Here is a 23043-nt window from a genome sequence, read left to right on the forward strand (position 1 = left end):
TGAAAGATGGGGCCATGAAAGACTCCGACGATATCGCCAACCTGCTGAAACAATTCGGTGGGCGGCCAGATGAGTACTACGAAATCGGGCGAGCCAGCGAAGCCAAGGATTCCCAGGCCCGCTGGCCACTGCTGTCGTCCATCGAGGCCACGCAGGGCGAGCACCACCCGCCTGTTCAACCGCACATGCCGACCAATGCCGCCCAGTCGCTGCCGGGAAGTCTGCGTGGCCGTGTCACGCCGCCTGCTGGCGCGCACGCGGCAGGCGAGTCACGGGCAGAGCAACGGGGTGACGCTCGGCTCGACCCCCGGGTAGAGCCGCGTTTTGCGCCCCCTGCCCCGGCGGCCGAGCAGGCACCTGCACCGGTTGCGCCGGCACGCAGCGCACCGCAGGCACAGTTCGTCCCTCCTCGTCCGCGTGGTCACATTGTTCCGCCAACGCGTCCCGCAGGGTCGGCAGCCGGGTTGGCTGGCATGCGCCAAGGCTTGCCCGAACCGACTCCCGCGCAGCCCGAGCCTTTGGTGCAAGCGTCCAGGCCCGTGTCTGCGCCGCTTGCCGGGCTTGCTTCTACTGGGCATGTGTCTGCTGGCCATGCGTCTCCTGGACATGTGTCTCCTGGACATGCATCTACCCGGCACGCGTCTGGGCATGTTTCTGGGTCTATGCCCGGACCTGCGCCCACCTCACCCGCACCCACTACACTTGCATCACCGCCGATGCTGAGAAATGCACCGCCCGCGCCTGCAGAACTCACCCCGCTGCAAGCAATTTTTCAACGGTTGTCGCAGCCTCAGCCGACGCCAGACCCAGCGACGACGCGAGATAAAAGCGCGTCGCTTCTCCAACGGTTAAGCAGATTGTGAAGATCATTGCCATCGTGTCGGCCAAGGGTGGTGTCGGTAAGACCACCGTGACCGCAACCCTTAGCACGGCATTGCGCTATCGCGGCCACAGGGTGTTCACGGCCGATCTGGACCCGCAAAACGCCTTGCGTTTCCACTTCGGCATCAGCCCCCAGGAAATCAAGGGTATTTCGCGCGCCTCGCTGGCGGGCCAGCCGTGGGCCGAAACCTGTTGCCAGAGCCCGTCTGGCGTCGTGGTGCTGCCCTACGGATCGGTCAACGAGTCCGACCGCGAGTCCTTCGAAAACCTGCTCGATGAGCAGCCCACCTGGTTGCGCTCGCAACTGGACACGCTGGGCCTCGACGACGAAGACATCGTGCTGCTGGATACGCCACCTGGTCCTTCGGTTTACATGCGCCAGGCCCTGACCACAGCCAGTGTCGTGGTCATCGTCACCTTGCCCGATGCGGCCTCGTACGCAACCTTGCCGATGATGGAAGGCCTGGTGCAGACCTACTGCACACGCCGTCCGAATTTCTCAAGCTATTCGTATGTGATCAACCAGGTCGACAACTCGCGTCAGTTGGCGAAAGACGTGGTGCAAGTCATGAACGCCAATTTCGGTGATCGCATCATCGGGCTGATTCACCAAGACCCATCGGTCAGTGAAGCGCTGGCCTACGACAAGAGCGTGCTCGATTACGACGTGCGCTGCCAAGCCACCCAGGACTTCGTGAATTGCGCCGAGCGTCTGTCCGGCCTGATCCAATACGCAGGGCATCCCCTGTGAGCGAAGACACCGGCCTACCCGCGCCGCGCTCCAGATTTGCTGCATGGCTGACGCGATCGGGTGATCGCATGCTGTCCCTCAAAATCTGGGACTCGCGGGTAGTTCGATGGATGGCCATGCTGGTGGCCACCGCCCTGTTCGGGCTGGTGGTGACTGTGCCGCTGGACCTGTATCAACAGCTGGGTTTTGCGGCCACGGGTTTCATCGTAGCCCTGGTGCTCAGCAAGACCGGCAGCCGTCTTGGCACGCTGGCGATGATGGTCTTGTCGGTGGCGGCGTCGCTGCGCTACATGTACTGGCGCGTGACCGAAACCCTGGGCTTCGAGACCGCGCTGGATACGTTCTTCGGCACAGGCCTGCTGCTGGCCGAGCTCTACGCGCTGATCGTGTTGCTGCTGGGATATTTCCAGACCGCCTGGCCACTGGAACGCAAACCCGTACCCATGCCGTCGGACATGACGCAGTGGCCCACGGTCGACGTGTTCATCCCGACCTACAACGAACCGCTTGAAGTCGTTAAGCAAACCGTCTTCACCGCACTGGCGCTCGACTGGCCCGTCGACAAGGTGAAGGTGTTTGTGCTGGACGACGGCCGGCGCGACGAGTTCCGCGAGTTCTGCGAAGACGTGGGCGTGGGGTATGTGACGCGAGACAACAATCGGCACGCGAAGGCCGGCAACATCAATGCTGCCTTGCAAGTGACCGACGGTGAGTTCGTGGCGATCTTCGATTGCGACCACGTGCCCACGCGATCCTTCCTGCAGGTGACGATGGGCTGGTTCATGCGCGACGCCAGGCTCGCCATGTTGCAGACGCCGCATTACTTCTTCTCGCCCGATCCGTTCGAAAAGAACCTGGAAACCTTCCGTGCGATTCCCAACGAAGGTGAGCTGTTCTACGGCTTGATCCAGGACGGCAACGACTTGTGGAACGCCACATTCTTCTGCGGGTCCTGCGCGGTGATCCGCCGTGGCCCGCTGCTGGAAGTGGGCGGGATTGCGGTGGAAACCGTGACGGAGGACGCGCATACGGCGCTGAAACTGAATCGCCTGAACTACAACACGGCCTACCTGGCGATTCCGCAGGCAGCCGGGCTGGCTACCGAAAGCCTGTCGGGGCACATCGGCCAGCGCATTCGCTGGGCGCGCGGCATGGCGCAGATCTGCCGGGTCGACAATCCCTTGCTTGGCCGTGGCCTGAAACTTGGGCAGCGCCTGTGCTACCTGAACGCGATGCTGCACTTCTTCTACGGGCTGCCACGACTGATCTTCCTGACGGCACCGCTGTCTTTCCTGCTGTTCGGCGCGCACATCTTCCAGGCCAGCGCGATGATGATCACGGCGTTTGCGCTGCCGCACATCTTGCACGCCAGCATCACCAATTCACGCATTCAGGGCCGGTTCCGGCATTCGTTCTGGAACGAAGTCTATGAAACCGTGCTGGCCTGGTACATCTTGCGCCCGGTGGTGGTGGCCTTCATCAACCCCAAGCTTGGCAAGTTCAATGTGACGGCCAAAGGCGGGGTGATCGACGAGTCGTATTTCGACTGGACCATCGCCCGTCCCTACATCATCTTGTTGCTGCTGAACATGGTGGGCTTTGGCGCAGGTGCAGTGATTCTGCTGAACGGCGGAAGCCTGGAACCGATCACGGTGATCATCAACCTGTTCTGGACCTTCTACAACATGGTGATCGCCAGTGCCAGCATTGCGGTGGCCAGCGAGAACAAACAGATCCGGCTTGCGCCGCGTGTGGCGGCGCAGTTGCCCAGCACCGTGCGTTTTGCCAACGGCCGCACGATTGCCTGCGAAACGCAGGACTTCTCGCAGACCGGCCTGGGCTTGACCTTGCCGGCCAACATGGAAGTGCCCATGGGCGAGAAGGTGCAGGTGTCGATCTTCCGCAATCGCGAAGAAGGCGTATTCCCAGCGGTGGTGGTGTTCAACCGCAATAATCGGCTGGGTGTGCACTTCGAAAATCTGAACGTCAAGCAGCAGGTGGAACTTGCGCAGCTGACCTTTGCACGCGCCGACACCTGGGCAAACGCCTGGGGCAACGGCGTACGCGACACGCCACTGACCGCACTCAAGACGGTGGTGCGCATCGGTTTCAAGGGCTTCGGCCTGTTCTTCAAACATTTGTACAGCATGGCCACTGCCCCCCGCCACACACGCCGGGCATCAGCACCCAAACTCGACACGGGGGATAAATGAACGCTCGCACTGCCCGCACGACCATCTGCCATACCCGGCGCATTCACGGACTTCCCGGCGCGCGCCGTGGGTTGCCGGCCTTGCTTGCGGGCGTGTTGATGGTGGGCAGCGTGGCACCCGCCTGGGCCTTGACCGCAGCGGAACGGGCCGAGCGCGCCGAAGCCGCAGGCAAACCGGTACCGCTCGATGCCCCCATCATCGGTACCCCGGGCGGCGCTTCCTTGCCCGGCGGTTCGCGTACCTATCAGGTCACGCTGAAGCAATTGGGCGCGCTGTATCCGCTGCAATTGCGCGGTATTGAAGGCAGCAATGGCGTGCCCTTCAGCATCCGGGCTGACGAGATCGTCACCCGTGCAAAGCTGAAGCTGAACTATGCGTATTCGCCGGCACTGGTGCCCGAGCTTTCACACATCAATGTGATCGTGAACGAGGAAGTGGCGGGCACGATTCCGGTTCCGAAAGAAACCGCAGGCACCAACCTGAGCCGCGAGATCGATATTCCGCCTCGGCTGATCACCGAGTTCAGCCGACTGAACCTGCAGCTGATCGGCCACTACACCATGCAATGCGAAGACCCTGCGCATTCCAGTTTGTGGGCCAACATCAGCAACAACAGCGTGCTGGAATTCACGGTGTCGCCGCTTAGCCTGGAGAACGATCTGGCCTTGCTGCCACTGCCGTTCTTCGACCGACGCGACGTCCGTCCGTTGAGCCTGCCGTTTGTGTTTTCCGGTACGCCCACCACCGGTTCGCTGGAAGCCGCAGGCGCGCTGTCGTCATGGTTCGGTGCACTGGCGGGTTATCGCGGCGCGGCGTTCAGCGTCAGCCTGGGCCAGATTCCGCAAACCGGCAGCGCCGTGGTGCTGCTGACGGGTACCGAACGCCTGCCCGGCCTGAACGCGCCTGCCGTTGCCGGTCCCACCGTATCGATCGTGCCCAATCCGAACGATGCACGCGGCAAGCTGTTGCTGGTGCAAGGTCGTGATCTGAATGAATTGAAGATTGCTGCCAACGCGTTGTCCACGGGTTCGCAAGCCCTGTCGGGGCAGACCGCGACCATCACTCAGTTCGCAGACCTGAAACCGCGCCGTCCTTACGATGCGCCGAACTGGCTGCCTACCGATGGCCCCGTGAAGTTCGGTGATCTGGCACAGGCACAGACCTTGAACGTGTCGGGATATTCCCCTGACCTGATTCGTATCAGCATGCGCCTGCCGCCCGATCTGTTCGGCTGGCGCGACAAGGGCATTCCGATCGACCTGCGCTATCGCTACACGCCGCGCCCGGCAACCGACAAGTCCACGCTGAACATCAACATCAACCAACAGTTCGTGGCTGCCCTGCCGCTCTTCGCCGCGGAACGCGGTGGTGGCAACCAGGCGCAACGTCTGATGGCGAAGCTGATGCCCGATGGCACGGCTGCATCACAGCGTGACATCCGCATTCCGCTGTTCAAGCTGCCGTCGCAAAGCCAGCTGCAATTCCATTACTACTATGACATGGCCAAGCAAGGCGATTGCAAGGACGTCATTCTTGACAACGTCAAGGGTGCCATTGAGCCTGATTCGACCATCGATATCTCGGGCTACAAGCATTTCATCGCCATGCCCGACCTGGCAGCGTTCAGCAACAGCGGCTTCCCGTTCACCCGGCTGGCCGATTTGTCGGAAACCGCGGTGGTCTTGCCGGATGCACCGGTTGCCAGCGACTACGGCGTGTACCTGAACTTGCTGGGGCACATGGGTGAATCCACGGGCTATCCAGCAACTGGGGTTACCGTGGTGCCTGCACAGCAAGTGGACTCGGTTGCCGACAAGGACCTGTTGGTGCTGTCTTCCGGTGCCAAGCAACCCCTGCTGACCCAGTGGTCCAGCTCGCTTCCCTTCTCGCTGGATGGCAATACCAAGCGCTTCGAACTGTCTGACCTGGTGTATCGCGCAGTGTCGTGGTGGGACAGCAGCCGCGCCGACCGCATGGTGCAGCGCAAGCAGCTGTCGGTAACCAGCAACAGCACCGATACCGTGATTGCCGGATTCGAATCACCCTTGGCTAGCGGACGCAGTGTGGTGCTGGTGTCGAGCAATCAGGCGGCAGGCTTGGGGGATGCGGTCGTCGCCTTGCGAGACGCTGACATGGTCAAGCAGATCCAAGGCAGCTTTGCGGTGATCCGTGGCAAGCAAGTCAATAGCCTGGTGGCCGACTCGAACTATTACGTGGGTTCCCTTGGCCCGGTGCTGTATGCACAATGGTTCCTCTCGCAACGGCCATTGCTGTTGCTGGTCGCCAGTATTGTCAGTGCCGTGCTGGTGGCTGCGGTGCTGTACCTGACACTTCGTGCTCGCGCCCGTCGCCGTCTCAAGTAAAAAAACGGGTTCTCATGTTTCTCAGCAAGCTGCTGTCGCGCCTGCAAACAGGCCAACGACTTCGCCGTGTGGGCGGGGTGTTGGCCGTGCTGGCCGCGACCTGCCTGACCACGCCGGCAATCGCGCAGGGCAATGCGTGCCCATCGGCACAATGGCCGCTGTACCAGGACTTCTTGCAGCGCTTTGTCCAGCCTGACGGGCGTGTCGTTGACTTCAGCGTGCCGCAGTTGCATTCGACATCCGAAGGGCAGTCTTACGGCATGTTCTTCGCGCTGATCGCACGCGATGCCGACACCTTCGAAAGTCTTTGGCGCTGGAGCGTGGGCAATCTGGCTGGCGGCGATCTGTCGTCCCGCCTGCCTGCGTGGCAATGGGGCAAGCGCCAGGACGGCACCTGGGGTGTGCTGGACCCTAACGCGGCATCTGACGCCGATCTGTGGTTTGCCTACGTCCTGCTTGAAGCAGGTCGGTTATGGAAGCGCGACGACTATATTGCCGACGCGCACACGCTGCTGAAACGTGTTGCCCAGGACGAAGTCGTGGCCATCCCCGGGCTTGGGCAGATGCTGCTACCTGCTCCGGTGGGTTTTGCGCTGCCAGACCAGCTGTGGCGGCTCAATCCCAGCTACATGCCAGTGCCGGTGTTGCGACGCCTGGCCGCAGCAGACAAGCAGACACGCTGGAACGAAATCGCATCCAACACCGTGCGCATGCTGCGTGAAGCGTCGCCCAAGGGTTTTGCGGCGGACTGGGTTGGCTACAAATCACTGGATGGCAAGACTGGCAGCTTTGTCGTCGATACTGTCAAAGGCGACGTGGGCAGCTATGACGCCATTCGCAATTACATGTGGGCGGGCATGACCCCACCCGGCGACGCCCTGGCCAAACCGGCCCTGAATGCCTTGTCTGGCATGCGCGCGGCGGCACAGGCAACGCCGCTGCCGCCCGAATACGTGCAGGTGCTGACGGGTGTGGCGCGCGGAACGGGGCCGGTCGGGTTTTCGGCGGCCTTGTTGCCCTACTATGAGGCGCTGGGCCAGACGGCCTTGCGCAATGCGCAGGCTGCGCGGGTGCAGGCGGCCTTTGCGCCGGGCAACGCCAACCCGCCGCCCTATTACGATTACGTGCTCGGCCTGTTTGGCACGGGCTGGTCAGAACAACGCTACCGTTTCCTGCCATCAGGACAGTTGCAACTTCGCTGGGAGAAGGCATGTCCTCGCGCCACCGCTCGCTGATCTTCGGACTCGTCGCGGCCGTCATCCAGAATGCGGCCTATGCTCAGGACCCGATCAATGTCCTGATCGAACAAGGCCAATATTGGCAATCTCGCGGTAACGGCCAACGCGCTGCCGAAGCCTGGCAAAAGCTGTTGCGCCTGAATGCCACGCAGGCAGATGCCTTGTACGGCATGGCCACGGTGGAACTGGAAGCCAAGCGGCCAGAAGCTGCCCGCGATTATCTGGCGCAATTGAAGCGCGCCCATCCCGGCAGCCCGCTGGTGGCGCAGCTTGAACAGGCGATCAATCTGGGCGGCAATCCGCGCCAGTTGGAAGATGCCCGTCAGTTGGCCCGCAGCGGCGAATCGACGCAAGCCATTGCCGCGTATCAGCAAGCCTTGGGCGGCAAACCACCGCAAGGTCGATTGGCACTGGAGTACTACCAAACCCTGGGCGGCACGCCACAGGGTTGGGATGAAGCACGCCAAGGCCTGGAACGGCTGGCACGTGAATCGCCCAACGATTCACAGATTGCACTGGCACTTGCCCAGCACCTGACTTACCGCGAAAACACGCGTCGCGATGGCATTCAACGGCTGGCCGAACTGTCATCCCGGCCAGACGTGGGCAGTGCCGCCACGGCGGCATGGCGTCGTTCGCTGGCGTGGATCGGTACCCGTGCCGCAGACGTGCCGCTGTACCAGGCGTTCTTGCAAAAGAACCCTGACGACGCGGCCATCAAGGGCCGCCTGGACGAAATCACCAAGCAGGAACAGGAAACCCGTCGCACGGTGCAAGCCAGTGTCGATCCGCTGCGCCAGCGCAGCAGTGAAGGGTTCAAAGCGCTGGATACCGGCGATCTGGCCAAGGCAGAAGCCGATTTCCAGGCTGTGCTAAGCCGACGCGCCAACGACGGCGACGCATTGGGTGGCCTGGGTGTCTTGCGCCTGCGCCAAGAACGCTTCTCGGAGGCGCGCGACCTGTTGGAACGCGCTACTCGCCAAGGCTCGGCCGCGCGCTGGCGAACCGCGCTGAACAGCGCAAGTTATTGGTCCTTGATCGGACAGGCCACGGCCGCGCGCGACAGCAACGATCTGGGCACTGCGCGCCGCTTGCTGGAACAGGCAGTCAAGCTCGACCCCAAGGAAATCACTGCAGAAAACGCCTTGGCCGACGTGCTGGCGCAAAGTGGTCAGCTTGATGCCGCCGAAGCAGCGTACCGCCGCGTCCTGGCTCGTCAGAACGACAACCCGGACGCCGTGCGTGGCCTGGTAGGCGTCATGGCCCAGAACAACAAGCCTGACCAGGCGCTGGCGATCATCGAACGCCTGAGCCCGGCCCAGCAGGATCAGATTGGTGAGCTTGGCAAGCTGCGGGCAGCGCAAGCCGTTGGGGCCGCCAAGGCGGCGTCAGCACGCGGCGACGACAACACGGCGCGCATTGCACTGGAAGACGCCCTGCTGAACGACCCGAACAGCCCCTGGATTCGACTGGATCTGGCGCGTCTGTACATGAAGATGGGCGGGTTGAACGACGCCCGTGGCGTGATGGACGGGCTGCTGATCTCGAACCCCAACATGCCCGAAGCCTTGTACGCCAGCGCCTTGCTTGCCAGCGAGATGAAGGATTGGAACGGTGCCCTGACCACGCTGGAGAACATCCCGGCGCAAAACCGCACGCGTGACATGGCAACGCTGCAGCGCCGGGTGTGGGTGCACGCCCAGGCTGATCGCGCGTCCGAACTTGCTCGCCAGGGTAGCCAACGCGAAGCACTGGCAGTGCTTGGCCAGATCGAGGCATCGGCCGGGCAAGACCCGGAACTGCTGGGTGCGGTGGCCAGCGCCTACAGCGATGCGGGCGACTCGACCCGCGCGATTGGCATGATCCGCCAATTGATGGCGCGCACCACGCGCCCGGGTGCCGGCATTCGCCTGCAATACGCCGCCATCTTGCTGAAGACCGGGCAAGACGTTGAACTTGCCGGGGTGCTGCGGCAGTTGCAACCGGGCCAGATGACAAGCAGCGAACGCCAAAGCTTCGAGGACATCCGCCTGGCCTACATCGTTCGCCAGGCCGATGCCTTGCGTGAATCGGGCGACTTGGTGACGGCTTACGACACGCTGGCTCCAGTACTGGCCGAACGACCCGACGACCCGCAGGCAATCGGTGCACTGGCACGCATGCATGCCGCGGCGGGTGACCATGCCCAGGCATTGGCGCTGTACACCGAGTTGCTGCGTCGCAGCCCGGAAGACCTGCCCTTGATGTTGTCGGCCGTTGGCGTGGCGACCTCGGCCAAGGAATACGGTTATGCCGAGTCAACCATCGAAGCTGCGCTGGCCCGTGCCCCGCAGAATCCGGACGTATTGACCGCTGCCGGCCGTCTGTATCGGGCGCAAGGCAAGAACAGCAAGGCTGCGCAGTACTTCACGGCTGCCGTGGCAGCAGAAAATCAGCAGCGCGGCGTACCCGTGGCTGGTGGCCGTGGTGCCCCGGCCCAGGTGGCAAACGCAGGCCGGTCAACCAATCCGTTTGTTGGACGCCCTGGGCAACGCGCGAGTTCGGCACAGGGACAGCAACAAGCCCCCTCGGTGGCATCGCCCGGCTTCTTGCCGACCGTGCAGCCTGGCTATGCGCCGCAGGTGGCGTCAGCGCAAGGCTATGCGCCACAGGGTGGGAATCCATACGGCGGCAACGCCTACATTCCTACGCCTGCTGGGGCAAGCGGTTATGCCGCGCCCAGCCAGGACGCCTACGTGCAGCAGGGCTACACCCCCTACGGCGCGCCTTCTGCACCGGCCGCACCCGGTGCCTATTACCAGGATGCTGCTCCTGCAGCGCCTGCGGCCGCGCCACGCGGGGCGATCCCGGCCCCGGCCAGCACACGCACACCGGCGCGCAACACGGCGGCTGCGTCTGCTGCGTCGCCTTACGGGCAAGCACCGGTTGCGGCTTCACCCTATGGCGCAGGCAGCCAATACGGCCAGCAAGCGCCGCAGTACGCCCAGGCAGGTCAATACCCCCTGCCCGCTTACGGCCAGGCCCAAAGCTACGTGCCGCCGCCTGCCACGCCGGCGTCGCAAGCACCTGCCTACATGGCACCTTATTTCGCAGGCGGCGCAGCGCGGCAGGCATCGGCCTATGCAGCGGGCCAGCCCGCCGGTCCCCTGGCCAGTGCGCCCTGGTCCGTCGATGCACCGGCCGCAGGTGCCCCGCCACGCCCGCGCACCGTACAAGACGAACTCAACGAGATCCGTCAGGATCGCACCCCGACCATCGCCGTCGCGCCTACGGTACGCACACGTCAGGGTGAATCCGGCATGAGCGAACTCAGCGACATCTCGGCCCCCGTGGAAATGAAGCTGCCGGTGGGCGACGGCAAGTTTGCGCTGCGCGTCACGCCGGTGGCGATCGATGCCGGCACGCCCGGCAGCAGTTATGACGCCAACAGCCGCTTTGGTGGTGGCCCGGCAGCAGCCATCGCACAGGCTGGCCGCACTACCGGCGATGCAGGGTCCCAAAGCCAGACCGGCTTGGGTATTGGCGTGGGCTATCTGGGTGAACGGATCGAGGCCGATCTTGGCAGCTCGCCGCTGGGCTTTCGCTACACCACGCTCAATGGCGGCTTGCGTCTGAAAGGCCCGTTCGCCGGCGACTTCTCGTATAACGCCGAGGTATCGCGCCGCCCGGTTACCGACAGCCTGCTGTCGTTTGCCGGTGCCCGTGATGCACGAACCGGGGAAAGCTGGGGCGGCGTGTCGGCCACCGGTGGCCGGCTTGAGATCGGTTACGACAACGGCGAATACGGGCTGTACGGCTATGGTTCCTTCCACTCGCTGGATGGCACCAACGTGGTCACCAATTCACGCATCGAAGGCGGCGGCGGCATTTATGTGCGCATGATGCGCGACGCCAACAGCGATTTGACCGGTGGCATCAACATTACCGCGCTGTCCTACGACAAGAACCTGCGCTACTTCACCTACGGACACGGGGGCTATTTCAGTCCGCAAAGCTTCCTGTCGATGAGTGTGCCGCTGACCTGGAACCAGCGCAGCGGCCGCCTGGCCTACCAGGTGCGTGGCTCGATCGGTGTGCAGCACTTCACCGAAGACGCCGCCGATTACTTCCCCGGCAACAGCGGTCGCCAGGCTGGTGCCCAATTGGCTGCGGCCAGTGCGGTCGGTCTGAACCTGGGTGGCACCGGCAGCGCCATCTACCCGGGACAGTCGAAAACCGGGCTGGGCTACAACCTGGGCGCGGCGGTCGAGTACCAATTGGCACCGCAGCTGTTCCTGGGCGGTCATCTGGCCATGGACAACGCCAGCGACTACCGACAGTTCGTCGGCGGCATGTATCTGAAATACGCGTTCGAACCGATGACCCGGCAGGCGTCCTTGCCCGTCAACCCGGTGCGATCTCCGTATCACTACTAAGACCGCAGTCTTGGGACTGACTGCGTCCTTGGCCGACAAATGGGGTTTAATGGCAGACCGACTTTGCCAGCAAGATTGCCCATGACCGCACCGCCACGCGCGCTCGATCCCCTGACCTACTTCCCGGCCCCCCGCCTGCAGCATTTCTGCTCGCAGTGCGGGACGCCGGTGACTTACCGCGTCCCGGCCGACGACAACCGCGAACGCGCGCTGTGTGACCACTGCGGCGCGGTGCACTATCAGAACCCGCGACTGGTCGTGGGCACGGTGCCGGTATGGGGCGAACACGTGTTGCTGTGCCGTCGCGCCATCGAGCCGCGTCATGGTTATTGGACGCTGCCGGCCGGTTTCATGGAGCTTGGCGAGACCACCCTCCAGGGTGCCGAACGCGAAACCCAGGAAGAAGCCGGTGCGCGCGTCGAGATGGGCAACTTGTTCACGATGATCGACGTGCCCTCGGCAGAACAGGTTCACGTGTTCTACCTGGCGCGTCTGCTGGACACCGACTTCGCCCCCGGCCCGGAAAGCCTGGAAACCCAGCTTTTCCTGGAAGCCGACATTCCCTGGGAAGAACTGGCTTTCCGCACGGTATCGACCACGCTGGAACTGTTCTTCGAAGATCGTCGCAAGGGAAGCTTCGGGGTGCATACCCCAACGCTTGCGCCCTTGCGCGCTGCTGTTCCCGCTGGCAGCTGATACCCAGGTAGCCGCGATGCGCATGCCTGTGGTGCTGGACACCGACACCCCGTTTCCCCCTGTGGAAACCGCACTGACCGAACCGGCCGGCTTGCTGGCCATTGGCGGCGACCTTTCCCTGACACGGCTGCGCAGCGCTTATCGGCAAGGCATTTTCCCCTGGTATGCCCCTGGCGAGCCGCTGCTGTGGTGGAGCCCGGACCCGCGCATGGTCTTGTTCACCGACCGCTTTGCGCCCTCGCATTCCTTGCGTAAGACACTGCGCCGCCTGGCGCGCGAAGAGGCCGAGGGCAGCACCCGGGTGCAGGTGAAAGTCGATACCGCGTTCGATGCGGTCATGCTGGCCTGCGCATCACCCCGGGACGGCCAAGCCGGTTCGTGGATCACGCGTGAAATGCGCGCGGCCTACGGAGCTTGGCACCGCGCGGGCACGGCGCATTCGATTGAAACCTGGATAGATGGCGAACTGGCGGGCGGCCTGTACGGCATTGGCATCGGCCACACCTTCTTTGGCGAATCGATGTTCACCCGCGCCACCGATGCCTCAAAAATCGCCCTGGCCTACCTGGTGGGCTTTCTGCGGCAGCACGGCGTGCCCATGATTGATTGTCAACAAGATACGCAACATCTGGGATTCCTGGGGGGTTGCACGATCCCCCGCAGCGAATTCCGCCGCAGGATTGTAGAATTCCAGGACATGCCCGAGCTACCTTGGCAACGCGGCGTGTTGAGCGCAGCGGGCACGCTGCTTCCTGAGTCGGACACCATGAATCGCCCTATGGCTTGAATCATCCGACGGACTGACCCGGTGGTGCCATTAAATTGACACTGTCGGGTGGGTGCCATCGATACCGTCCAGAACGGACCGCTTGCGCATCACCAGCGGATTTCCGGAGTCGCCAGCATGACCCATCTTCGCGACCTGCCCTTCACCACCTTGCAGTTCTATGCAACGGCCCCGTATCCGTGCAGCTACCTGCCAGACCGGCTGGCGCGATCCCAGGTTGCCACGCCCAGTCACCTGATCAGCCCCGACGTCTACAGCGAGCTGGTGCGCGCAGGCTTTCGCCGCAGTGGTGTCTTCACCTATCGCCCCTACTGCGACGCCTGCCGGGCATGTGTGCCGGTTCGCATCCCGGTGAACAGCTTCACGCCGAATCGCGCCCAGAACCGCGCCCGCAAACAGCATCAGGGCCTGCGCGTATTCGTCGCCCAGCTGACGTATTCGATGGAACACTACGCGCTGTATCTGCGCTACCAGTCGGCGCGGCACGCCGGTGGCGGCATGGATCAGGACAGCCGCGACCAGTATGCGCAGTTTCTGCTGCAAAGCCGTGTCAACACCAGACTGGTGGAATTCCGCGACGACGAAGACACCTTGGTGATGGTGTCGATCATCGACGTGCTCGACGACGGGCTGTCCTCGGTCTACACCTTTTACGACCCGGATTTGAAGGGCAGCCTGGGCACCTGGAACATTCTTTGGCAGATCGAACAGTGCCGTTTGCTTGGCCTGCCCTACGTTTATCTTGGATATTGGATCGCCAACAGCCCCAAGATGTCGTACAAGATCAACTATCGTCCGATCGAGGGTCTTCAGGAAGGTGCCTGGGCACCACTGTCGATTGTCGAGACGACCCACGCAGCGCGTGGCCCGCACATCGCTACCGTTGCCCTGACCGAGATCGGCATGGCGCGACGGCAGCAAGACCCTGCGGGCCCGGAACCGACCACGCCCTGAGTCCGGGCGACCTGGTTCTCTCTGCTTTCCTTCTCTTTCAGCCACGTATCCGATGTCGCTTCTTTTCAATGCCTACCCGCTCGCCCGCGCGGCACTTTTCTCGCTCGACGCCGAAAAAGCGCACGAACTTACGCTGGACGGCCTGCAACACGCCTACAAACTCGGCCTGAGCCGCTTCATGCCTGCGCCGCCGATTGCGCCGCGCACACTGATGGGATTGACCTTGCGCAACTCAGTCGGCCTGGCCGCAGGTCTGGACAAGAATGGGGCATACATCGATGCCCTGGCCGCGTGCGGTTTCGGTTTCATCGAAGTCGGTACCGTCACGCCGCGCCCGCAGCCCGGCAATCCGCGTCCGCGCATGTTCCGCCTGCCGCAGGCCAACGCCATCATCAACCGCATGGGTTTCAACAACCACGGGCTGGATGCGTTCCTGGAAAACGTGCAGGCAAGCCGTTTTCGTCGTCGCGGCGGCATTCTGGGCCTGAACATCGGCAAGAACGCAGACACGCCGATTGAAAAAGCGGTCGACGACTACGTGAATGGCCTGACTGGCGTGTACCTGCATGCTGATTATGTGACGGTCAATATCTCGTCGCCCAACACCAAGAACCTGCGCGCCCTGCAAGGTGCTGACGAACTGTCGCAACTGCTGTCGCGCCTGTCCCAAGCGCGTGAAGAACTGTCTCAGACACATAGCCGCCGTGTACCGATTGTGGTCAAGATCGCCCCCGATCTGGATGAATCCCAGGTCGATGTGATTGCCGAACTGCTGCCCAGCTTCGGCATCGATGGTGTCATTGCCACCAACACCACGCTGGATCGCAGCGCCGTGCTTGGCATGGAACACGCCGACGAAGCCGGTGGCCTGTCTGGTCCGCCAGCGCAGGCGGGTTCGCTGCGGGTGATCTCGCGCCTGCGTGCCCGTGCAGGTGAATCGCTGGCCATCATCGGGGTGGGCGGTATTCAGAACGGCGCGGATGCGCAGGCCAAGATTGCCGCTGGCGCAGACGTGGTTCAGCTGTACACCGGCCTGATCTACCGTGGCCCGGCGCTTATCCGTGAATGCTCGGATGCAATCGGTCTGGGACGGGTTGTCAGCCCAGGTGCCGCCCCTGTTACCAGCCCCGCTACCAGTCCAATTCTGCCCTAAGGCCAACCCGCACTATCTTTTTTCACAATACGGGATAAAATAGCTTTTTGCGCACTGCAACAAAAAGCCATGTCCCAATTCCTGCAGACGGCGTCGGGCATACGTCCTTTGGACACCCCGACGCTAGACTCGTCTCCGCAAATCGCCATCCAGGTGCTGGAGCGCATGATGCGCTTGCTCGATGCCCTGGCGCAGCGCCCTGACCCGGTAAGTCTCAAGGACTTGTCGCGGATCACCGGCCTGCACCCGTCTACCGCCCACCGTATCTTGAACGACTTGGTAGTTGGCCGCTTTGTGGATCGGGTCGACAGCGGCATGTACGCGCTTGGCATGCGGCTGCTGGAACTTGGGCACCTGGTGAAAGACCGCCTGAATGTGCGTGATGCCGCCCTGGCCCCCATGCGTGCCTTGCATCGATTGACCGGGCAGACGGTGAATCTGTCGGTTCGGCAAGGCGACGAAATCGTCTATATCGACCGTGCCTACAGCGAACGCTCGGGCATGCAGGTGGTGCGTGCGATTGGCGGCCGCGCGCCCTTACACCTGACCTCTGTCGGCAAGTTGTTCCTGTCTGCCGATGACCCGCGTCAGGTTCGGGCTTATGCCATGCGCACCGGGCTTGCCGGGCACACTCGCAACAGCCTGACCGATGTCGACAAGCTTGAGCGCGAACTGGCAATCGTGCGTGTTCACGGCTACGCCCGCGACAACGAAGAACTGGAACTTGGCGTGCGCTGCATTGCAGCAAGTATTCGCGATGACACCGGCAAACTGATCGCCGGCCTGTCTATTTCTGCTCCTGCCGACCGCTTGCAGGATGACTGGATCGACAGCCTGGTGCAGACCGCCACCGGCATCTCGGACGCCTTGGGTTACGAGCCGATTCACGACTGAAGTCGGCGGCGATGCAAGATCAGGTGTGGCAACCGGGCATCGGAGACACCCGCTGGTTTCCGCTGTATCGCCTGTAGTTCATTAAATCTGTATCTGTTCGAACTGCTTTGCTGTGCATACAGTTGGGGCCGCGCCATCTTCGCGCATCCCTAGCCATGAGGTCGCCCCAAGCATCTGCTGGGGACACCACGCCTCATCACACAAAGCCTGTTCGCTCATTGCTTGAGCGCGCATATTCATAAGTGGCGCTCATGCCAGAAATCTCCAATCTTCTCGCCTTCGGCCTTATCTCGCTCGGCATGGTGCTGACGCCAGGCCCCAACATGATTTACCTGATTTCGCGTTCGATCTGCCAAGGCAGAACGGCCGGACTGATCTCGCTTGGCGGGGTAGCGCTGGGCTTCGTGTTCTACATGCTTTGCGCAGCGCTTGGCATCACGGCGCTGGTCATGGCCGTGCCCTACGCCTACGACGCGTTACGCCTGGGCGGCGCGTGCTACTTGCTGTACTTGGCATGGCAGGCGGTCAAGCCTGGTGGACGCTCGCCCTTTGCGGTGCGCAATCTGCCCAAGGACAGCCCCAAAAAGCTGTTCACGATGGGATTCATCACCAACCTGCTCAATCCGAAGATTGCCGTGATGTACCTGTCCTTGCTGCCTCAGTTCATTCAGCCAGAGCACGGCAGTGTGTTCGTGCAATCGATGGTGCTGGGCTTTACCCAGATCGTCGTCAGCGTAAGCGTCAACGCAGTGATTGCCGTGCTGGCTGGCACCATTGCGACTGGCTTGGCTGCACATCCCACCTGGCTGATCGTGCAACGCTGGCTGATGGGCACGGTGCTGGCCGGCTTGGCCGCCCGCATGATGCTGGAAAGCCGCCGCTGATTCTTAATCAGCAAAACACAACGGCAAAAAACAACGGCAAAAAATAAGCCCCCGATGACGGAGGCTTATCTGTACCCAGCAGCGCAAACCTTGGTTTACAAGGTGCGGATCTCGCGTTCCACCCACTGACGAATGCGCACGGCATCGGCAGTACGGGTCATGGTGCCAGCGGAATCCAGCAGCACGATGGCCAAGTCGCGGCCTTCGATGCTGGTCAGCATGACCAGGCAACGACCCGCTTCATTGATGAAGCCGGTCTTGGATACGCTGATGTCCCAGCTGGGGTTCTTGACCAGGGCATTGGTATTGCGGAATTGCTGGACCCGGTTGTTCACGGTGACGGCCATTTCGGTCGAAGTCGTGTATTGGCGAATCAGCGGACGCAGCGCAGCGGTCTGCATCAGGCGGACCAGATCGGTCGGGCTGGACACATTGCGGCTCGACAGACCGGTAGGCTCGATGTAGCGGGTGTCATGCATGCCAAGCAGCTGCGCTTTGGCATTCATGGCCTGCACGAAACCAGTCAGGCCACCCGGATAATTGCGGCCCAGCGCGTGCGCAGCGCGGTTCTCGGAAGACATCAGCGCCAGCTGCAGCAATTCGCTTCGGATCAGCTTGGTGCCGACCGACAGGCGCGAGTGCGTGTTCTTTTCCGTGTCGATGTCTTCGTGGGTGATCTCGATGACTTCGTTCAAGGCCTGGTTGGCATCAACCACGACCAGTGCGGTCATCAGCTTGGTGATCGACGCGATCGGCACGATCACGTGTTCGTTCTTGGCAACCAGAATGTCTTGCGAGTGGATGTCTTGCACCAGCACCGTGGCAGATGCCAGCGACGGCGGCAGACCGGCCTGGGCCAGGGCATGCGGCGACGGGGCAAACGATGCGCGCTGAACCGAAGAACCTTGACGGGCATTGGCGTTGGCGACGGCAGCGGCCATGCGCGCTCGGCGGTCACCGGCGTCTTCATTGGGCTTGATGACGGTTCGGATGCGGGCGGCAGGCTTGGCAGCAGCCTGGGTTCGGGCGGGAGCCTGTTTGACCACCGTTCGCGCTACCGGCTTCTGTGCGGCAGCCCGGGCAGGCTTGGCGGGCGCGGTGGCAGGTTTTCGAGGCTTCGCAGGTTCAGCCGCGTGACCCGCAGACGTGAAAACAAGCGGCAGCACAGACAACACGGATACCAACACTGTCTGCTTCCAGCTACGCACCATGGATCATTCTCCGAAAACTATTCTGCCCAGACGGGATGCTATCAGAGTTAAATCAAAAATTGTTTGTGAAATTAGGCACTTAGCGGCTTTTTTTAAGGTCGTGGCTTAAACAATACAGCGCGCTTCAGTCTGCCCATGCAGATCACCCCGCGTCGGCTTGTCGATACACCGCCTCTGTCGCGCTGCGCAGCGCGTCGGGCAAGGCAACGGGTCGGCGCGTGTCACGGTCGACGTAGACATGAATGACGTGGCCATGTGCGGCGCTTAACTCGTCGCCATCACGAAACACGCCAAGCTCATAACGCACGCTGGATCGACCTACGGATGTCGTACGCAGCCCGACACTGAGCGCGTCCGGGTACGCCACCGGTGCGAAGAAGCGGCACGTCGATTCGACCACCAGGCCGATCGTCTGCCCGCCGTGGATGTCGAGTGCGCCTGCGGAAATCAGGTAAGCGTTGAGCGCGCTGTCAAAGTAACCGTAATACGCCACGTTGTTGACGTGCCCATAGACATCATTGTCCGCCCAACGGGTCACAATGGGCGAGAAATGGGCAAAGGCACTGCGCGGCAGGGGCTGCGGGCGTTGGGGCTGAACCGCGGTTTGGGCAGAAGAAACAGACTGGGGTGCGGAGGTCGTCATGAATGCTGGCAGTGGAGTTTGAACAATAGATAGAAGCGGATTCTTCAGGGGGCCGGGCTTGCAGCTGCCGCCACGGGCGGCCGCCCTGCCACCGAGGCAACCCCTAATGCGGTGATGATCATGCCAGTCACCATCAACGGGGTCAGCGGCTCATCGAACAGCAGCCAGGCCAGGATGGCAGTCGTGGCAGGCGTCAGATACATCAGACTGCTGACCTGGGTGGCCCCACCCTGTCGCAGCAACACGAACAGCAGCGAAGTCGCCCCGATTGACAAGACCAGTATCGACCACACCAGCGCGCCGCTCATGGGCAGGTTCCAGGATATCTGGCGGGTTTCAGACAACAAGGCGATGGGCAGCACGACCAGCAGGCTGGCTGAAAACTGCAGCACGCTGCCTGCCCGCAAGTCGAACTTGGGACAGAAGCGCTTTTGATAAAGCGTGCCGGTCGTGATGGCAACCAACGACACCGCGCACAGCCCCAGCCCGACCAGCGGCACGCCATCCAGGTGCATGCGATCCCACACCACCAGGGAAACGCCTGCAAAGCCTACGCCCAAGCCCAGCCACTGCCTGAGTGTGGTGCGCTCGCCCAGCAAAGACGCAGCCACGGCAGTCAGCACGGGCTGAAGACCGACAATCAGCGCCACCAGGCCCGCGCCCATGCCCAAGCGGATGGCCTTCCACAGACAATAAAGATAGACCGCCTGAAACAGCACGCCCGAGACAGCGATATGAAAACGCTGGCGAGGCGTCGGCCAGGAAATCCTGGCCAGCAACGCCAACGGCACCATGACGACCAGCACGCCGAAGAATCGCAACGCGGTGAACGTAGCGGGCTCGGAGTACGGCATGGCATAGCGGGCAACGACGAAACCGGTGCTCCAGAGCAATACAAAGAACGGCGCGATCAGCGGTCTGATGGAAACAGGCGGGAATGACAAGATGAGACCGGCTTGGGTGACTGGCTGTGGAGACAGCAGTGGGTGTGGGCAAATCAGGGCGTTTGAATACGCCTCGGGAAATCATGATTCATTGTTCTCGCATGCAAGCGAAAATGCAAAGCAACGGTTCAGCAGTTAGCACCTGAGAACATCAAATATGGGGATTTTCACTTTTTGCGAGTATCGAAAATTCGTGTGCATCTGCAATAAAAACTTAACGAATGCTGGGCACCCTTTATCAGACTGAATGTCTTAAAGTCCATAAAGCACAAGGCTCATGTGCTGATAGATCACGCGTTTCGCCAGGAAAGCCGCGATGTTGACGGTGAGTGCACAGAAAGAACAACCTTTTGTCGCTTCACTATTGACTCTCAGGAATGCGTCCCTATAATCAAATGATGCACCGCAACATGGAACGGTTGCTGACAGAGTCGCACGACAGAAGCGACCCGTTCCGGCCCGGTGGGTAATTGGCACCAGTCCCTTATCCATTTTCCGTACCGACCCAGGAGATTTATATGTCCGCAATCCCCGAACGCGCCTTTGCCAGCCACAAGTCCAACGTCGAAGCTGTGCTGGCATTCCAGTCCAGCGCGTTTTCGGCTTTCGAAAAGCTGATCGACCTGAACGTCAAGGTTGCCCGTGCAACGCTGGATGAAGCCTCCTCGCGCGCCCAGGAAATCCTGGCACTGAAAGACCCGCAACAGGCACTGGCTTACACCGCGTCGATCGCCCAGCCCAGCACCGACAAGGTCGTGGCATACGGCAAGCACGTGTATGACATCATCGCCGGCGTGCAAGCCGAAATCGCCCGTCTGTCCGAAGCACAGATCGCCGAGCACCAACAACAGATCACCGAAGCACTGGAACAACTGGCCAAGAACGCACCGGCTGGTTCGGAAAGCGCCGTTGCCCTGCTGCGCAGCACCCTGGCCAACGCCAGCTCGGCCTACGACACCCTGAACAAGGCTGCTCGCCAAGCCGCTGAAGTTGCCGAGTCGAACATCACTGCCGCGACCAACGCAACCTTCGAAGCCGCTGACGCTGCCAACGAAACCGTTCGTGCCAACACCGCACGCGCTGCTCGTCGCGCTGCCGCTGCCACGCCTGCAGCAAGTGCTTGATCGAACGGCCTGATTTGCACGCTTGAATCAGGCAACAGAACGACCAGGAACGCACAAGGCCCCTGCGAAGGGGCCTTGTTAAAAAAGCCGGTTACCGCGTTGCGGAACCGGCTTTTTGCTTTTCGAGGCTTGGAAAGTCTGCTTGTCATGCACGCCCCATCACAGGGGCAATGCATGACGCAGATCACGCTGCCTGGAAGGTACCGCCAAGTCGTTGAGCCTCATCACGAATGAAGCGCAAAGCCAGCGCAGCCGCATCGGGCTCGCCCTTCACGCCCAGTTCGATATGCGGGCCCTGCCCGCCGCCGCCCACGCTGGGCAGGCTGAAGGCTTTCACACCAGGCCACTGACGCTCAACCGTTTCCATGGCGTCGATGATGCGGGATTCAGGCAGGTTGAACACCAGGAAGGAATGTTCGATGTGCGCAACAGCGTGGTGCAGTGCTGCGTAGCGCGTATCCAGCGTCCATTCCAGCATCGGCCACGCCATCACCGGGAAGCCCGGCACAAAGGTGTGATCCTGCACAAAGAAGCCAGGAATGCGGTTGTACGGATTCGGGACGATTTCACAGCCTGCCGGGAATTCGCCCATTTTCAGGCGCAGCTGGTTTTCTGGCGTGCTCATGTCGGCACTGCCCTTGCCTTGCGCAGCCATTTCCACACAGCGCTCGGTGATCAGCGCTTCGGCTTCTGGGTGCAATGCCAAGGGCACGCCCAATGCAGCGGCAACTGCTTGACGGGTATGGTCGTCCGGCGTGGCACCAATGCCGCCGCAGGAAATCACGATGTCGCCGCGCGCAAAGCTGCGGCGGTAGGCTTCCACCAACGCCTCGCGGTCATCACCGTGGATCTCGACCCAATCCAGCTTCAGGCCACGCACGCCGAGCATCTCGACGATCTTGGGGAAATGCGCGTCTTTGCGACGACCCGACAGGATCTCGTCGCCGACGATGATGAGGCCAATACGGCGGGTTGCCGCAGTGCGGCCGTTCAGTTCACTCATAGTTGGGTCTCGCTGCGCAGTCGGCGCAGTGCCTCCATTCCAAAATGCGAAAACATCAGTGCCGACAGGACCGGCAACAAAAACCAGGCAGGGGGAAACAGGTTGATCAGCGCGCAGATGCCGCCAAGCGCCCAGAATCCGACGTTGTGGCGGGCGTAAAGCACTTCACGTTCAGCGGGCGTGGCATGTTCGGCCAGCGCGTCGACACGCAGCATACGGCTGAAGGCAAACGACCACCAGAAAATCGGCAGCAGTACCGCAAACGGCGGGAACAGCCACAGCGGCAGCGTCAGCAGCCAGCCAATGACAAACAAGGTGGTGACCCACACGGCGTTCCACAAGCCACCCACAAAGCCATTGCCACCACGGCGGCCGACATCCGGGTAGTCACGCTCGCCGATGTGACGAAGCACCAGCGGCATGACCACCACTGCTGCAACAGCCAAGCCTAGAATGCCCGACAAGGGCAACAAGATCAGTGTGGCGGCCAGCGGTACGATCCACAGCTTGAGCACCACCATCATCGACCCGAAGCCGACCTGCGCCATGGTTTCGTCTGCCCAGGTAACCACCCCCAGGGTAGACAGGCTTTCTTGCAACCAGGCAGTAAGCGGTGTCCAGAACAGCAAGACCAGCACGACCGCAGCCACCAGCGCAACGGCCAGTGGCAGCAGCAATGCCATCAACATCTTGGGGTGGAATTGGGACACGATGGCACGCCCGGCGGCCCGGCCGACCCCCCACATGCCCGCTGATTTCTTGGAAGGCGCAATCGGTGGCAACACAGTATTCATCGATGGTTCCAGAAGATGAAAAAGCAGCGCGGCGCGTGGCGAAGGCAGTTCGCTGCGCCGCGCGTGCGCAATAGGCATAATAAGTCGATCCCGC

Annotated in this window: 18 protein-coding genes; 13 read left to right on the forward strand and 5 right to left on the reverse strand. The window is 62.0% G+C overall.

Annotation, left to right across the window (positions count from 1 at the left end):
• The first annotated feature begins 14 nt into the window (after nucleotides 1-14).
• The 12 genes from bcsP to FXN63_RS15180 all read left to right on the forward strand — a co-directional run bounded on the left by bcsP (nucleotide 15) and on the right by FXN63_RS15180 (nucleotide 17230).
• Nucleotides 15-863: a cellulose biosynthesis protein BcsP gene (gene bcsP, locus FXN63_RS15125; protein ID WP_148816068.1), complete on the forward strand. Its 849-nt coding sequence runs from the start codon at nucleotides 15-17 to the stop codon at nucleotides 861-863.
• Nucleotides 860-1633: a cellulose biosynthesis protein BcsQ gene (bcsQ, locus tag FXN63_RS15130; RefSeq protein WP_148816069.1), complete on the forward strand. Its 774-nt coding sequence runs from the start codon at nucleotides 860-862 to the stop codon at nucleotides 1631-1633. Before bcsP ends, bcsQ begins: the two co-directional genes overlap by 4 nt.
• Before the next feature lie 68 nt (nucleotides 1634-1701).
• Nucleotides 1702-3846 carry a UDP-forming cellulose synthase catalytic subunit gene (gene bcsA, locus FXN63_RS15135; protein ID WP_148816070.1) on the forward strand — a complete coding sequence of 715 codons (2145 nt, stop codon included), beginning with the start codon at nucleotides 1702-1704 and terminating at the stop codon, nucleotides 3844-3846.
• A complete protein-coding gene (bcsB, locus tag FXN63_RS15140; RefSeq protein WP_246164830.1) occupies nucleotides 3843-6209 on the forward strand; it encodes a cellulose biosynthesis cyclic di-GMP-binding regulatory protein BcsB in 2367 nt (788 codons plus the stop codon). Before bcsA ends, bcsB begins: the two co-directional genes overlap by 4 nt.
• 14 nt (nucleotides 6210-6223) lie before the next feature.
• Entirely contained in the window at nucleotides 6224-7444 is a 1221-nt protein-coding gene (bcsZ, locus tag FXN63_RS15145; RefSeq protein ID WP_148816071.1) for a cellulose synthase complex periplasmic endoglucanase BcsZ, read from the forward strand.
• The gene (locus tag FXN63_RS15150; protein ID WP_148816072.1) at nucleotides 7420-11862 is read left to right on the forward strand and encodes a cellulose synthase subunit BcsC-related outer membrane protein; all 4443 of its coding nucleotides are present in this window, start codon (nucleotides 7420-7422) and stop codon (nucleotides 11860-11862) included. Before bcsZ ends, FXN63_RS15150 begins: the two co-directional genes overlap by 25 nt.
• A gap of 81 nt (nucleotides 11863-11943) precedes the next feature.
• A complete protein-coding gene (locus FXN63_RS15155) occupies nucleotides 11944-12558 on the forward strand; it encodes an NUDIX hydrolase (RefSeq protein WP_148816073.1) in 615 nt (204 codons plus the stop codon).
• 16 nt (nucleotides 12559-12574) lie between these two features.
• The gene (aat, locus tag FXN63_RS15160) at nucleotides 12575-13345 is read left to right on the forward strand and encodes a leucyl/phenylalanyl-tRNA--protein transferase (protein WP_148816074.1); all 771 of its coding nucleotides are present in this window, start codon (nucleotides 12575-12577) and stop codon (nucleotides 13343-13345) included.
• A gap of 117 nt (nucleotides 13346-13462) precedes the next feature.
• On the forward strand, nucleotides 13463-14299 hold the full coding sequence (locus tag FXN63_RS15165) for an arginyltransferase (protein ID WP_148816075.1): 837 nt from the start codon (nucleotides 13463-13465) through the stop codon (nucleotides 14297-14299).
• Between the two features lie 52 nt (nucleotides 14300-14351).
• Entirely contained in the window at nucleotides 14352-15452 is a 1101-nt protein-coding gene (locus tag FXN63_RS15170; RefSeq protein ID WP_148816076.1) for a quinone-dependent dihydroorotate dehydrogenase, read from the forward strand.
• Nucleotides 15453-15617: 165 nt separating this feature from the next.
• Nucleotides 15618-16346 carry an IclR family transcriptional regulator gene (locus FXN63_RS15175; protein WP_246165203.1) on the forward strand — a complete coding sequence of 243 codons (729 nt, stop codon included), beginning with the start codon at nucleotides 15618-15620 and terminating at the stop codon, nucleotides 16344-16346.
• 251 nt (nucleotides 16347-16597) lie between these two features.
• On the forward strand, nucleotides 16598-17230 hold the full coding sequence (locus FXN63_RS15180; RefSeq protein WP_148816078.1) for a LysE family translocator: 633 nt from the start codon (nucleotides 16598-16600) through the stop codon (nucleotides 17228-17230).
• Nucleotides 17231-17325: 95 nt separating this feature from the next.
• On the opposite strand, the gene pbpG is transcribed toward FXN63_RS15180, so the two are convergent.
• The 3 genes from pbpG to FXN63_RS15195 all read right to left on the reverse strand — a co-directional run bounded on the left by pbpG (nucleotide 17326) and on the right by FXN63_RS15195 (nucleotide 20028).
• The gene (pbpG, locus tag FXN63_RS15185) at nucleotides 17326-18441 is read right to left on the reverse strand and encodes a D-alanyl-D-alanine endopeptidase (protein WP_148816079.1); all 1116 of its coding nucleotides are present in this window, start codon (nucleotides 18439-18441) and stop codon (nucleotides 17326-17328) included.
• A gap of 142 nt (nucleotides 18442-18583) precedes the next feature.
• Nucleotides 18584-19084: an acyl-CoA thioesterase gene (locus FXN63_RS15190; RefSeq protein WP_148816080.1), complete on the reverse strand. Its 501-nt coding sequence runs from the start codon at nucleotides 19082-19084 to the stop codon at nucleotides 18584-18586.
• A 44-nt stretch (nucleotides 19085-19128) separates the two neighbouring features.
• Nucleotides 19129-20028 carry a DMT family transporter gene (locus FXN63_RS15195; protein WP_246164831.1) on the reverse strand — a complete coding sequence of 300 codons (900 nt, stop codon included), beginning with the start codon at nucleotides 20026-20028 and terminating at the stop codon, nucleotides 19129-19131.
• A gap of 518 nt (nucleotides 20029-20546) precedes the next feature.
• On the opposite strand from FXN63_RS15195, the gene phaP reads away from it, so the two are divergent.
• A complete protein-coding gene (gene phaP / locus FXN63_RS15200; protein ID WP_148816081.1) occupies nucleotides 20547-21152 on the forward strand; it encodes a TIGR01841 family phasin in 606 nt (201 codons plus the stop codon).
• A gap of 184 nt (nucleotides 21153-21336) precedes the next feature.
• Here phaP and FXN63_RS15205 read toward each other — a convergent pair whose 3' ends face one another.
• Both FXN63_RS15205 and FXN63_RS15210 read right to left on the reverse strand, forming a co-directional pair.
• Nucleotides 21337-22155: a competence/damage-inducible protein A gene (locus FXN63_RS15205; protein WP_148816082.1), complete on the reverse strand. Its 819-nt coding sequence runs from the start codon at nucleotides 22153-22155 to the stop codon at nucleotides 21337-21339.
• Nucleotides 22152-22949: an EI24 domain-containing protein gene (locus FXN63_RS15210; RefSeq protein ID WP_148816083.1), complete on the reverse strand. Its 798-nt coding sequence runs from the start codon at nucleotides 22947-22949 to the stop codon at nucleotides 22152-22154. The genes FXN63_RS15205 and FXN63_RS15210 overlap by 4 nt, the downstream gene beginning before the upstream one ends.
• Nucleotides 22950-23043: the final 94 nt, after the last annotated feature.

Source organism: Pigmentiphaga aceris, from assembly GCF_008119665.1.
Lineage (GTDB): Bacteria > Pseudomonadota > Gammaproteobacteria > Burkholderiales > Burkholderiaceae_B > Pigmentiphaga > Pigmentiphaga aceris.